Consider the following 13,207-nt stretch of genomic DNA (forward strand, 5'->3'; position numbering starts at 1 on the left):
GCAACAGACCAGTAGTTAAGATCATGTAAACTAGTTTAAATTTATCAGGTTAAAAAAGAAAAGCAGCGCTTTTCGAGGACACCATGAATACCAAAACCAAAAGAAAAACAGATCCCGCTTTGGCACATGCTCGTAGGGAGCAAGTTTTAGCAGCTGCCGCAGATTGCTTTAAGCGTAGGGGCTATCATGGCGCAGGCATGGCTGAAATATCAAGAACAGCGGGCATGAGCGCGGGTCATATTTATAATTACTTTGCTAGTAAAGAAGCGATTATTGAGTCTATTATCGAACGAGATATGGAGGAAATGTTTTCTATATTTCAAGAGTTTGAGGATCAACCAGGTGATCTCGTCACCATTTTATTGGATGGACTTGATCATGGTGTAGAGCGCCATACTGATATAAATCAAGGTGCACTTGATTTAGAGATGCTAGCTGAAGCAGCCCGTAATGAAAAAGTAGCTCTATTACTTAGAGAGTCAGACAAGCTGGCGCGAGAGAAGATGCGCAGCTTGCTGATTGGTGAAAGGAGCCCGTTAAAATTAGCCTCAATGGCTGAGATAGACAGCCGTATAGAAGTGATGTTTGCTGTAATGAGCGGGCTGTTATTACGCAAAACACTTAACCCTTCGATTAATAAAGCGGGGTTACTCGTTGCATTACGTCCAGCGATGAAAACATTACTTACGCCCTTTGAGTCACTAGAGCCGCTCAATTGACCATTGCATGGCGATAAGTGCAATCGCGAATGAACCTGCAGGCATTAACCATTTTTGATACCAAGAGTGGTTTCTTGCCCAAATAAGTAGTGGCAGTGCGACAATTAAAATAGCCAATTGGCCTACCTCGACACCTAAATTAAAGGCTAACACACTAAGTAATTGATAGTCATTAGATAAGCCAAACTCCCCCAATACACTGGCAAACCCCATTCCATGTAGCAAGCCAAAACCAAAGGTGATCCAGCCTAATCGCAGTATGAGCGGCCAAATATTATTAAGTGCTGCAAATAATACAGAAACAGCAATACCTAACTCTACCCAGCGGCTACTAGGTGAGAGTAAATCCATGGCTGTTGCAGTTAGCGTAATTGAGTGTGCTAACGTAAATGCAGTCACAATCCAGGCTGTGTGCTTAAAAATAGCGATTTTCGAATCAATACCTTGCCATGTGTTGTTTTTGCGAACCAATACACAGGTTAGTAATAGTGCGATTAAAAATAAAATATGATCAGGGCCCATCCAAATATGCAATATGCCTTGATATACATATTGGGTAAATGTTTCGGCATAACTGCTGCCAGTTAAGTCAAAGGTTTGCGTAGAATATCCCGCACTTAACACCCGAGTTTGGTTTTCTATAGTGGTTATTGCTTTATGGTTTGCATCAAGGTTAAAAAATGCCTTGTAATTAAGGGTGAAAGTACTGTCAGCGGCGCAATTAAAGTTCAGTGGGATCACTACAAACGGTTGATTAAAATGAGAATCAAGCTTTAAAGATGCGCTGCTAGAGATTGTGCATGGCTGCTCATCTAGAGTTGTGGCATTTAATGAGGCTGCGCTAAACGCATCGATAGCCGTTCGCTTTGCGGTTATTTCTTGCCATGTGATATAGCCATCTGCATTTAAGTCAAAAGCAATTTCTTGTTCTAAATCGGCCAGCTCTACTTGCCAACTCCCCGTGAAGTGACGCTTTTCATCGTTTGATTCAACTAAGTCTAAATTTAAGTAACTGGTACTGAGTTGGTGACTATACGCAACATTACTGAGTATAAAACAAACACTATAGAGAAGTATGATAAATAGCTGTTTCATAGCGATGCTCCCTGTGCACGTTTAAGTAATTGTTGGTCAGACTCAAGTTTAGCGTGCTGCCAATTAACTTTTGCCCAGTACAAGGCTTTGTCTGGCTGTTTATTAAGATCTAAATAATAGCGAGCAAGATCACTGGCATGATACTCATCCTGACGTAACTCTCTTAACTCTACACGCTTCGCCATGATTTTTTGCCAGTTGTTTTGTGGGTTTTTTGTATTGTTTTGTTCAGCAATTGCTAGGCGCAGTAACAGTGCATCCTCTAGGTTTTGATTATCATTCGTTAGTGAAGGGATGGTATTAAGTATTTTTTGATAATGACCTAGAGCTAGCTGAATATCCGCCCAAAGCACCACCAGGCTTACCGGTGCGTTAGCTAAAGAAAGTGTATTTATATGGTTTAGTGCGGCCTTTGGGTTATTTAATCGAAGTGCCATTTCGCCTAATACATGGCGTGTAGTATCACTTTGTTTGTGCGGCACACTACTATTTTTCAAGCTTTGGTAACTTTGTGCTAATTGCCCATTTTGGCTTAATACATCAAGCGCACAGGTGTTAACTACATCGATTGTTGTCAGGCCCACAAGTTGCAAGCACTGCTCTTTAGCTGCAGAAAATTTACCTTGTACCATTAACATATTAGCGCGTAGTAGCCGTGTATTAATATGATCAGGGTGTTGCTGTAACACCTCTTGAGTAACTAATAATGCTTTTGGAAATAAGTGCTCGCGCTGTAATACACGTGCATACATGTAACCAATATCCGCTGTTGGTGATTGTATAAAGCGTTCATGCAGTTGTGCCTTTAGCAGTCCTTGGTTGGTTTCTGTTTGTCCTACTTGCTGACTGCGAAGTAGCAGTGCCATGAGTTCATTTGTACTGAGTGTAGCAATATTAGTTGAACGTGCTTTAGTAATTACAGTTTCACCGCTAGGAATATAAGGTTCAGCCCATATATGAAAAGGCACGATTAAAGTTATGTAAATAAGCACACGAGTGATCATAGTGTTCTCCTAAAATGGCCATCCGTGGCCGGCAAGTTTTTTGAAATAAAGCTTAATTATCTGTTAATAGCTCATCAAAGTTAGCTTGTTCATCCGCGTTGGTGAATATCCGCCCATTTACACTCAATGGTTTATCTGTTGCAGTTTGGTTAAATGCAGCACGGCCAAATTGCGCAAAATCCACTTCTAGTGCTTCGATGGTGATATCGACCATTGCTGTTACTTGGCTGTTTACACCATCACTTACTGCAAAGGTAAAGCTGTCTGAACCGGTAGTTTCAAGGTTAGGTGTGTAGGTATAGCTGCCATCATTGTTGACTACCACTGTGCCTAACATTGGTTCCGTCACTAAGCTAAACGTTAGGTTGTCACCTTCAGGATCAGAGCCTTCAAGCATGTCTGTAATTGCGACTTCAGTTTGTGTGGTCACCATAGCAGCGGATGCTGTAGGTGCTTTATTGACTTTAGGTGGTGTAGTGACTTTGTCACTGTCGTCATCGTTACAGGCGCTGAGCGTAAGCGCAGCAAGCAGTAACCCTAGGTGTGATAATTTAAAGTGTTGCATGAGTGTTCTCCTTATTTAGACCCAGCAAGCGGTGTTGCTAAGTAAGGGAAGCTTGCATCCATCATGGTTGCGTTAAGTGGCGCACCATCTGTAAACGGTACATTACCAACACTGGCTTGATCAGAAGTACATAGGCCTAAATCTGTGTCAGTACCGTTAACTGGGATTGGGTAACATAGACGACCCATCACCACACGAAGTGCAATATCAACCACGTCATCACCAGGGCGACGACCATTTGGGAAACCTGCTAAATCATCACCTGCTACACCAAAGGCAGATTGATCTGCCTGCGCTTTTGCTGCGATTGCAGTATTCAAACGTAACATTTCCGCACCGGTTACCGTCGCTAACTGATTTACACCCGGGAAGCCCGTTAAAAACGCAGTAACTAAATCATTACGTGGGAAATTAGTCGGTGCTAGCGTTTCGAGGTTGGCACCTAAGGTGCTGTTAACTGCATCTTTGAATAAAATGTTTAACAGCTCAGGTAAAGATGGGTGGGTGACGTAGTCAATAAATTGTCCGTCATCTTTAGGTGCAGAGGTAGAGAACGTATCTTTATCTTTCAAGCCAATAACTAACTCATTAACAAGCGGATTTCCTAAGCGAGAGACTTGAGTTAATGCACCACCATTAGCAGCATTGCTAGCAAATTTAGCATTTGGGTTTAAAATACGCGCTTGAGGCAGGCTGGCTGTAGTCCATGTACCAATCGTGCCATTACCTTCACCAGTTACACAGGTTTTAGGTACTTCGACTGCAATAGCCGTGACATTTTTATCCGCTAAGTCATCGTTTGCTACATCTTGGGTGATGCCACCAGGGAAACCTTCACCATCACCGGCGCCTGGCGCACTGTCGCCTTCAACAGGTACATAGTTTACCAAATCGAAGGTTTTGCCAAGGTTCACCACAAATGGGTCTTTGCGCTGGCCAACAAACACTTTTGCCATACCCTCACAACCAGGAATGGCAACTTGATAAACAAATTGCGCTGCGTAGCTTTTATAACCATCCATTGATGAGAATGTTTTATCGCCAATATAATCTAGCGGCTTATGAAACTCATTAGTGCTGGTCATTGTATTAGTCAGCATGGTTTTACTGCCTGTGCGCTGCTCACCGGTGATCATGGTCATAGTGTATGATTCACTAAAGTTCACCGCTGCATTGTTACCCGCAGCAACCCCACCAACATTTTTCAATGGCACTGCCACTGTACGTTGATTATCTTCAGGGCCTACAGTTAATGCCACCCCTTGGTTTTCATTTGGCAGCATACTTTTAAAGTTAAATGCGAAAGTGATATCTTCAACAGCATCACCATCATTATCAATATGAATGCTATAAGTGGCATCAGGGTCCATTGCAAAGTAGTTTGGCCCGCCATAGCCATCTTGTAATGGAATATAGTTGGCGATAAGCGTAACGTAGTCGCCACGGCCTTGTTCATAGCTATTAAATGCATAAAAATCGGTTGAATCTAACGTTGGAAAGCGACTGATATTCGGTGCTTCACGGTGGCTTGACGCCTCAGTTGGGGCGCTTACAAAGGTACTGCATACTACAACTGCTAATATTGATGGAGTTAAAGCTTTCATGACTTTTTCCTTTAGTTTTAGAGAGTGGTCATAGCTATAACGGTTAGCAAATTCGATTGGATGCAAAGAAACGTAAATTAGTTTAATTAAATGTAAAACTCAATGTGCAGATTTGAGTGGTTTTAGAGTATTTTTTATTTTCTTGTTATTTAACCGCGTTATAAAAAAGCCAGCTTGCGCTGGCTAAAGTGTAGGAATGTATTCAGTTATGGCTTCACAATAATATTAGTTCAGTTGTGAAAACAACTTCAGTAGGTAGGCCATTGGGTGAGCCACCTATCGGCTCTAAACTGATAGCTAAAAGTGCAATGTCTTGAGCATTAAAGCGACTATCTTTTAATAGCGATTTAACACCACTTTTCGGCAGTAAACCAAGCGATATAGGTGTGTCTTGACCTTTTAAAATCATCCATAATTCGTAATCTTTGTCTGTTCGGGCAATCAGTTTGTCGCTGGCTTTAATGGATAAATTCTGCTCATCAATATCAATAAACCAAAGGGGCTGCTCTGATGCATCTTTAAACAAAGCTATTTGCTGAGTTTGCTGTTGTAGCGGCGCTTGCGGTTGCCAAATAATTAATGCTAATACAATACTCGCCGCAGTTGCAATTAACGACCATGCTTGCCAAATACTCGCTTTTGGTTTGATCACATTAGATTCAGGTACGACTTTTTCTATGCTTGGCTTAGCGTCAATCCGTTGAGAAATAATTTGCCAAACAGCATCACTTGGTGGCTCTGATTTTATCGAACTGGCTAAATTATTTAAGTGCTGCTCCCACATCCATGTTGCTTCTCTGACTCGATTAGAAGTGAGCATTAAGCGTTGAAAGCGTTTGCGCGCAGGCCCTTTAAGGGTGCCTAATACATACTCTGCAGCAAGCATATCGATGAGTTTTTGGTTGTCATAATTCATAGCGTTAAGCACCTTTGCAACTGTTGCAAGCCACGTCTGATCCAGCTTTTAACTGTACCAAGCGGGGTCTCAATATGATCAACTAACTCGCTGTGAGTTAAGCCTTTGTAATAGGCTAAGTGGATCGCTTGTTTTTGCTGTTCATCTAGTTGCTCTATGCAATCAACGAGTTTACTGCCATCTTCATAATCAACTTCTAATGGCAGATCACTGATATCGTCGGCGCTAGCATAGTCGTCATCTAAAGCCTGCTCTTTGCGTACCTTGTGATAGCGCAATGAGTCTAAGCTTCGGTATCGAACAATGCTGATCATCCAACTGATCACAGTCCCTTTAGTCACTTGATATTCTGATGCGTTATGCCAAATCTTTACAAATGCATCTTGTAATGCTTCCTCTGCATGAGCACGATTACTGAGCATTTTTAAACTAATCGCAAAAAGTTTTGGACTAGTCGCATTATATAGTTTGGCAAATGCTTGTTTATTGCCCTGAGCGGTTGCGCTTAGCAAAGGTAACAATTCGTCGGTTTCCATAGAGTTCCTATTTTTCTTTTCATTAAGTAAACGTTTGATAACGTCAAGTGGATGCAAAAAACGAATATGATGAGGGCTTAACTTTATTTTTCATCATTTAGCCTAGCAGCTAAATACGGCTTAGCAAGTTGCTAGGATCAACTTTAAGTTGACATTAATATTGCTTACTATTTATCCATTCAGGCGTGTTGCATACTGCAATTTCAGCAAGAAACACTATTTCTTCGAGCAAACCATAAAAAAATCACCTTTTCATAGTAAATGCCTTGTTTTAGTGATGGTTAAACGGTGCATGAATGTCATACAATGGAGGAAAAATAGACCACATAAGAGAGATTAAAATGGCCGCATTCGGTACAGTATTTATGCCGCAGATGATTCAAGCTCATTTTACTGATAATGCATGGAGCGCAAGCTCAGTTGTTCCTTCAGATAAAATTGAACTGCATGCTGGGGCACATGTTCTGCATTATTCAAGTACGTGTTTTGAAGGTTTAAAAGCATTTCGCCATGAAGACGGTTCAGTCTATATTTTCCGCATGGATGCTAATATTGCACGTATGAAGCAAAGTTCGCATTTATTAAGCTTGCCAGAAGTTGATGGCGCAATGCTTGAAAAGATGATTATTGATATTGTGCGTCAGTATGCCGATGAAACACCCTTGCCACCTGGCTCTATGTATATTCGTCCGACTCATATCGGCACCGAAGCTGCGATTGGTAAAGCGGCTGTTCCTTCACTTAGCTCATTGTTGTATGTATTATTATCGCCAGTAGGTGATTACTTTGCTGGTGGGGCGACTGCTCTGCGAGTATTGTTAGAAGAAGATGGAATGCGCTGTGCACCTCATATGGGGATGATCAAAAGTGGTGGCAACTATGCGAGTGCATTAGCGCCGATCACAGCAGCTCGTATACAACATCAAGCCGATCAAATCTTATTTTGCCCAGGTGGCGATGTACAAGAGACCGGTGCTGCAAACTTTATCTTAATTGATGGTAATGAGATCATTACCAAAGCACTCGACAGTACATTTTTACACGGTGTTACCCGCAGCAGTATTCTAACAATTGCTAAAGATTTAGGGATGACAGTATCGGAGCGTAACTTTACCGTGACTGAGTTATTAGAGCGTGCTGCAAAACCTGGCACCGAAGCTGCGTTATCAGGCACGGCGGCGGTACTCACTCCTGTTGGTACTTTTATCCATAATAATAAAGAGTATAAAGTTGGCACTGGTGAAGCAGGTCCAACAACGATGCGTTTACGCCAAGCGTTGAATGATATTCAGTGGGGCAAAGCAGAAGATAAGCATGGTTGGTTGACTAAAATCGACGTTTAACGGCGCAGCCCTAATACCATAAAAAAACCTAGGTTATTTATAAGCTAGGTTTTTTTATGGCTGGTAGCAATTTATGCTCTATGCTTTTAACTATGTAAGTTTGTTGTATAAGCGTGTAAAAATAACTTATGTTAACAAAGTAAGCAATCACAGTATTAAATAGGTGATAGTTTAAAGTTATGAAAAGTAAGATAAATTTACTTTTCTCTGTTAGTGGCGTACAGATTGCATTGTCTATACGCTAAAACTAATAAAAAAAGGAATAGGTATGTGGGCAGCAATCAGCTATTTAGTATTGGCAATTGTATTTATTGTTATGGGCTGGCAGGTGAGTCCTAGTTACTTTGCCGTTTTGTTTTATTGGGCTGCACTGTCTTTATTACTGGTTAGCGGTGCCTATATTTTTAATCTCGCAAAAATCTTCCGTAAACGTGAAAATGGCGTTATTCCGTTTTATATTCGCTGGGCATTTATTCCATTTTTACTGGGCGCACAAGTCTACAATGCGTGGAGCCGAAAACAGGATAAAGTACCGCCGTTACAGCAAATTAATGAGCATTTATTTCTTGCTTGTCGTTTGTTCCCTTCAGATATTGATAGTTTAAAAGATAACGGTATTACGGCTATTTTAGACGTAACTTGTGAATTTGATGGACTGGAATGGTCATCAACGCAAGAAAATATAAATTATTTAAATATCCCTGTACTTGATCACCGTGCGCCAACGTCTTCACAGTTAAATCAAGCAATTAATTGGATTGCCCATCATATCAAAAATGACCGCCGAGTTGTGGTGCACTGTGCTCTTGGGCGTGGGCGCTCAGTGTTTGTAATGGCCGCTTATTTATTGAGCCAGGATAAAAATGCTGATGTACATCAAGTACTGGCGCAAATAAAAGAAACGCGAGCAACAGCAAATTTAAATAAACATCAATTGCGTCAACTTGTTAAGCGTCATAGAAATGGTGAGTTATTAATAAAAAATAAAGCGGTGTTAATTGCAAACCCAGTCTCTGGGACTAAATTATGGCAACAAAAAGAGCATCTAATTGTTGCACGCTTATCTGCTTACTATGATTTAAAAGTACTTTGCACATCACAAGAACAAAACGGTATTGTGCTGGCCAAACAGGCTATCGCTGAATCCCCTGATATGGTCATTGCTTGTGGTGGGGATGGTACAGTGGCAGAAGTTGCTAGTGTACTCGTTAATAGTGACTGCAAGCTCGGTATTATTCCGCTGGGAACGGCCAATGCGTTGGCACATGTATTAATGGGTATTAAGTCTAAGCTGATCCCTGTTGAAGTAGCTTGTGACTTGATTATAGACGGACAGACTAAGCTAATGGATACAGCATACTGTAATGGTGAGCTGATGTTGCTGTTAGCTGGCATTGGTTTTGAACAGCATATGATTGAAAAAGCTGATCGTGATACTAAAAATGAACTTGGTCAGTTCGCATATTTACAAGGGTTTTGGCAGGCTTTAGGTGAACAAAAAGCTCAAGACTTTACTGTACAGCTTGATGATAATCAGCCACAGCAAATACATACCAATAGCTTAATTGTCGCTAATGCAGCTCCTTTTACTACATTACTAGCACAAGGCGGGGGACAGCCCGATCACTATGATGGTTTACTCGATGTAAATTGGCTTACACCAAACCAAGACGCATCAGCCAATGTGTTAAGTATTGCCGAATTAGTCTTTAGTAGTATCACTCAGGCGCACTTTGCTATTAATTCACATCATACTAACGCGCGTCGTGTTGAAATATCGGCAGCGGAGGAAATAAAATACGTGCTTGATGGCGAAGTTAAAAGCGCCGATAAGCTCATAATTGAAATTACTCCGCAATCACTGGCAGTGATCTGCACAGAGCAGATAGAATAACGCGCGAGTTATTTCTTTTTAATACTTGGCCAAACAAAACCACCGCTTGGTGCCTGTGAGTCTACGCAGTGATCTAAGTATAACTGCTCAACTTTGCTGCGGGCCCAAGGGGTTTTACGTAAAAATTTAAGGCTTGATTTAACGCTCGGATCTGATTTAAAACAGCGAATATCAACGTGCTCACCCATTGTTCTCCAGCCAAGAGTCTGCTCGAGTTTTACGACTATTTGTTCAAGTGTAATACCATGTAATGGGTTGTTTGCTTGTTGATTCATAATTCACTATTGTTTGTTAAAAGTCGCGCTATTGTAGCGTAACCCGGCGTTGATACCAATTAGTTCTGCGCGTGGTTATTAGTTCACTCGAATTGTTTTAGGCATACTTGGGTAAATGATTTCATTTTGCTCATTGAGCATGAGCCAAGTCAATGGACTATTATTATGGCTTGGGGTTTTTGCTGTGCAGATCACACGTACATTAGCCATTAAAATAATAGCCCCTTCACTGTAGCGTTTATCTTCATACCAACAAATTGAATGTTGATCTATCGCTTGTTGCGGATTGAGTAGCAATGTTGTTTTTGGCGTATTGCTAAAACTGCTTACTGAGTAAATAAAACAAATAAAACAAACACCTATAATACTTGAAATTCTCATATTCAGCCTTTGCATAAAAAAATAACTACACTAAGCTTAAAGCGTGTTAGGGTAAATAACCAACAAAATAATAATTTTCTAAAAGCAAGGTGAACACATGCAATTTAAGCAAACAATGATTGACGAATTTACACTGCTCGCTAAGTTTCCTCTGACGAGTAAAATGCAAGGAATAAAGCTTCACAGTGATGCTGATGAGAGCTTGCGCAGTGCAGCGCAAAGGTTATTTGATAAAGGTATTATTGATAGCCCAGATGGCGGTTATTTAACTGATCTGGGCTTGGATTTAATAGAGCATGTTACTGTGCTACACAGTGCTTTAAGTGGTTAAGTTGCATCCGGTTGGTTTTGAGGAGCAGCATCAATAAATGCGTCTAGCTTATTACAGCGCTCATAAATGGCTGCTATTTTAGGATACGCAGTCATATCGACGTTAAAACGATAGGCATTAAATACTTGCGGTACTAAACACACATCAGCAAGGCTTGGTTTATCACCTACGCAGAAGTCATTGTCACTATCGAGTAGTCGCTCTAGCTTTTCAAAACCCACTTCAACCCAGTGACGATACCAGGCATTTTTAGCGTCATCATCAACACCTAATTCATTACTTAAATATTTCAGTACACGTAGGTTATCAATAGGGTGAATATCACACGCTATGGCGTAACATAGGTTGCGGATCTGCGCTTTTTGCCACGCATCACCAAACAATAACGGGATTTGTGGGTAGGTTTCTTCAAGGTACTCTAATATTGCCATTGATTGTGCCAACACGCCTTGATCTGTCTCAAGCGCAGGCAATAAACCTTGTGGGTTTTTATCAAGGTACTGTTCACTTTGCTGCTCTGATTTTAATAAATTAACAGTGACCAGCTGATGTTCAATCTCTTTTAAGTTAAGAGCAATACGAACACGGTAAGCGGCAGATGAGCGAAAATAAGTATAAAGTTTCATTAAAATGGCCTTTTAAGCTTTAAAGTGTTTTTTAATTGTGCGCCAGCAATCAGTATAGTTAGGTTGGCGCTCTTTGCCTTCAAGGGCATATTTGGTTGGCGAAATTATATAACGAGACTCAAACATAAATGCGAGGGTGTTCTCGTAGCGTTGCGGCTCAAGTGCTGCGTTAGAGGCTTTTTCAAATACATCGGCCTCAGGACCATGGGGCGACATACAGTTGTGTAAGCTCATGCCGCCGGGAACAAAACCATGCTCTTTAGCATCGTATACGCCTTCAATTAAGCCCATAAACTCACTCATGATATTGCGATGATAATAAGGTGGGCGGAAGGTGTTTTCTGCAACCATCCAACGCGGTGGGAAAATAGCAAAGTCAATATTAGCAACCCCCTCAGTCCCGGATGGTGATGTGAGTACAGTAAATATTGATGGATCTGGGTGATCGTAACTTACCGTATTCATCACATTAAAGCGTGCGAGGTCATATTTATAAGGTGCGCTGTTACCTGTCCACGCAACAACATCAAGAGGGGAGTGGCCAATATCGCAACTGAACATGTTGCCATTAAACTTAGCGATTAATTCAAAGTTACCTTCTTTATCTTCATAGGCGGCGACCGGGTAGTGGAAATCACGGTCATTGGCGTAGCCATTTGCACCCACAGGGCCACGCTCAGGTAAAACATAGGCATGACCATAGTTTTCGCAAATATAACCACGTGCTGTGTCAGTTAATAGTACTACTTGGAATTTAATCCCCCGTGGAATGACCGCAATTTCGCCGGCTTTAATGCTTAAATGACCACATTCAGTTTTAAGTAATAGCTCACCTTGTTGTGGCACAAACAGCATTTCACCGTCTGCATTGTAGAAATAGCGATCAGTCATCGACTTATTTGCTACGTAAACGTGGATGCCAATACCAGTTTGACTATTAGCACACCCATTTGCAGCCATGGTAATTAAACCATCAATAAAATCGGTCGGTGCGCTGGGAATATCAATAGGATCCCAACGTAACATGGTAGGTGGTGTTGGCACTTCTGTGATGGGTGCCGTACGAATTAACCCATTATCAATAGCCTTATAATCACCTTGTACCACTGACGGGCGAATACGGTACATCCACGTACGGCGGTTATCTGCACGGGGCGCGGTAAATGCCGTAGTGCTAAATTGCTCAGCATACAGATCATATTTGACTTTTTGTGGGCTAAATTGGCCAATCGGCAGGGCACCTGGCAAGGCTTCGGTTTCAAACTCATTGCCAAATCCGGTCATGTATTTTAATTCGCTCGTCATCACTCGACTCCTTTGTGTTTTACTGTAAGATACTCTCAAGTGAGACTAAATTCAATCATCATGCTTTTTGCAAGTGTACATATTTATGGACAGGCAAAGCATACTTGTAAATAAAGAAAAGAGGCATGCGATGGCGCTCGATCTAGATACTTTTTTACCTTACCGTTTGGCTAATTTAGCCAATCAAATGAGTGAGGAGTTTGCACCTGTTTACCAACAGCAAAGTGATTTAACAATTCCGCAATGGCGTATTTTGTTTAATTTAGCCCAGTTTGGGCAGAGCAACGCCAAAGCATTATGTGTGCAAGCGGCTATGGACAAGTCAACCGTATCAAGGGCGATAAAAGCGCTGATCGATAAGCAATTAGTGGTGAGCTTAGTTAACCCAAATGACAAGCGCGCCAGCTTATTACAACTCAGTGAGCAAGGAAGGCTGTTATATCAAAAATTAGCACCAGATGCCTTAGCATGGGAGCAAGAGTTATTAACGGTCTTAAATAAAGCGGAATATCAAGCCTTGCTCAGCTGTTTAGATAAGTTAACGAGTAAATTAGCGGAGTAGAACAAAAAGCCCATCAAATGATGGGCTTTATTTTAACTAAGTAAGTTATGA

Annotated in this window: 15 protein-coding genes; 5 read left to right on the forward strand and 10 right to left on the reverse strand. The window is 41.3% G+C overall.

The annotated features are described in order from the left end of the window. Positions 1 to 83: 83 nt before the first annotated feature. On the forward strand, positions 84 to 719 hold the full coding sequence (locus tag CWB85_RS06320) for a TetR/AcrR family transcriptional regulator (RefSeq protein ID WP_138554425.1): 636 nt from the start codon (positions 84 to 86) through the stop codon (positions 717 to 719). Here the strand turns inward: CWB85_RS06320 and CWB85_RS06325 are convergent. From CWB85_RS06325 to CWB85_RS06350, 6 genes are all read right to left on the reverse strand, one after another. Further along, positions 702 to 1,814 (reverse strand): HupE/UreJ family protein, encoded by a 1,113-nt coding sequence (locus CWB85_RS06325; RefSeq protein WP_138554426.1) that lies wholly within the window; start codon positions 1,812 to 1,814, stop codon positions 702 to 704. The genes CWB85_RS06320 and CWB85_RS06325 overlap by 18 nt on opposite strands. Then, complete coding sequence (locus CWB85_RS06330; RefSeq protein WP_016707004.1) at positions 1,811 to 2,818, reverse strand: tetratricopeptide repeat protein; 1,008 nt, start codon at positions 2,816 to 2,818, stop codon at positions 1,811 to 1,813. The genes CWB85_RS06325 and CWB85_RS06330 overlap by 4 nt, the downstream gene beginning before the upstream one ends. 52 nt (positions 2,819 to 2,870) lie before the next feature. Further along, positions 2,871 to 3,383: a cadherin-like domain-containing protein gene (locus CWB85_RS06335; protein WP_138554427.1), complete on the reverse strand. Its 513-nt coding sequence runs from the start codon at positions 3,381 to 3,383 to the stop codon at positions 2,871 to 2,873. Positions 3,384 to 3,394: 11 nt separating this feature from the next. Continuing rightward, positions 3,395 to 4,987, reverse strand: a complete 1,593-nt coding sequence (locus tag CWB85_RS06340; RefSeq protein WP_138554428.1) for a DUF4331 domain-containing protein — start codon at positions 4,985 to 4,987, stop codon at positions 3,395 to 3,397. Between the two features lie 214 nt (positions 4,988 to 5,201). Beyond that, positions 5,202 to 5,903, reverse strand: a complete 702-nt coding sequence (locus tag CWB85_RS06345) for an anti-sigma factor (protein ID WP_016707001.1) — start codon at positions 5,901 to 5,903, stop codon at positions 5,202 to 5,204. Next, positions 5,900 to 6,439 carry a sigma-70 family RNA polymerase sigma factor gene (locus CWB85_RS06350; RefSeq protein ID WP_016707000.1) on the reverse strand — a complete coding sequence of 180 codons (540 nt, stop codon included), beginning with the start codon at positions 6,437 to 6,439 and terminating at the stop codon, positions 5,900 to 5,902. Before CWB85_RS06350 ends, CWB85_RS06345 begins: the two co-directional genes overlap by 4 nt. Positions 6,440 to 6,780: 341 nt before the next feature. Between CWB85_RS06350 and CWB85_RS06355 the strand changes: the two genes are divergently transcribed. Further along, positions 6,781 to 7,782: a branched-chain amino acid aminotransferase gene (locus CWB85_RS06355; RefSeq protein WP_138554429.1), complete on the forward strand. Its 1,002-nt coding sequence runs from the start codon at positions 6,781 to 6,783 to the stop codon at positions 7,780 to 7,782. Between the two features lie 268 nt (positions 7,783 to 8,050). After that, positions 8,051 to 9,676, forward strand: a complete 1,626-nt coding sequence (locus tag CWB85_RS06360; protein WP_138554430.1) for a diacylglycerol kinase family protein — start codon at positions 8,051 to 8,053, stop codon at positions 9,674 to 9,676. An 8-nt stretch (positions 9,677 to 9,684) separates the two neighbouring features. On the opposite strand, the gene CWB85_RS06365 is transcribed toward CWB85_RS06360, so the two are convergent. Beyond that, on the reverse strand, positions 9,685 to 9,951 hold the full coding sequence (locus tag CWB85_RS06365) for a VF530 family protein (RefSeq protein WP_138554431.1): 267 nt from the start codon (positions 9,949 to 9,951) through the stop codon (positions 9,685 to 9,687). A gap of 78 nt (positions 9,952 to 10,029) precedes the next feature. After that, positions 10,030 to 10,332, reverse strand: coding sequence for a DUF1496 domain-containing protein (locus CWB85_RS06370; RefSeq protein WP_016706996.1), 303 nt, complete (start codon positions 10,330 to 10,332; stop codon positions 10,030 to 10,032). Positions 10,333 to 10,429: 97 nt separating this feature from the next. Between CWB85_RS06370 and CWB85_RS06375 the strand changes: the two genes are divergently transcribed. Then, positions 10,430 to 10,663, forward strand: coding sequence for a TIGR02647 family protein (locus CWB85_RS06375; RefSeq protein ID WP_016706995.1), 234 nt, complete (start codon positions 10,430 to 10,432; stop codon positions 10,661 to 10,663). On the opposite strand, the gene maiA is transcribed toward CWB85_RS06375, so the two are convergent. Together maiA and hmgA are read right to left on the reverse strand one after the other, a co-directional pair. Then, on the reverse strand, positions 10,660 to 11,289 hold the full coding sequence (gene maiA, locus CWB85_RS06380; protein ID WP_138554433.1) for a maleylacetoacetate isomerase: 630 nt from the start codon (positions 11,287 to 11,289) through the stop codon (positions 10,660 to 10,662). The genes CWB85_RS06375 and maiA overlap by 4 nt on opposite strands. Positions 11,290 to 11,301: 12 nt before the next feature. After that, the gene (gene hmgA / locus CWB85_RS06385; protein ID WP_016706993.1) at positions 11,302 to 12,594 is read right to left on the reverse strand and encodes a homogentisate 1,2-dioxygenase; all 1,293 of its coding nucleotides are present in this window, start codon (positions 12,592 to 12,594) and stop codon (positions 11,302 to 11,304) included. 130 nt (positions 12,595 to 12,724) lie between these two features. Here hmgA and CWB85_RS06390 point away from each other — a divergent pair, with 130 nt between their 5' ends. Continuing rightward, positions 12,725 to 13,156, forward strand: a complete 432-nt coding sequence (locus tag CWB85_RS06390; RefSeq protein ID WP_016706992.1) for a MarR family winged helix-turn-helix transcriptional regulator — start codon at positions 12,725 to 12,727, stop codon at positions 13,154 to 13,156. Positions 13,157 to 13,207: the final 51 nt, after the last annotated feature.

This window comes from Pseudoalteromonas sp. S1727 (genome assembly GCF_005886375.1).
In the GTDB taxonomy this organism is placed as follows: Bacteria; Pseudomonadota; Gammaproteobacteria; order Enterobacterales; family Alteromonadaceae; genus Pseudoalteromonas; species Pseudoalteromonas haloplanktis.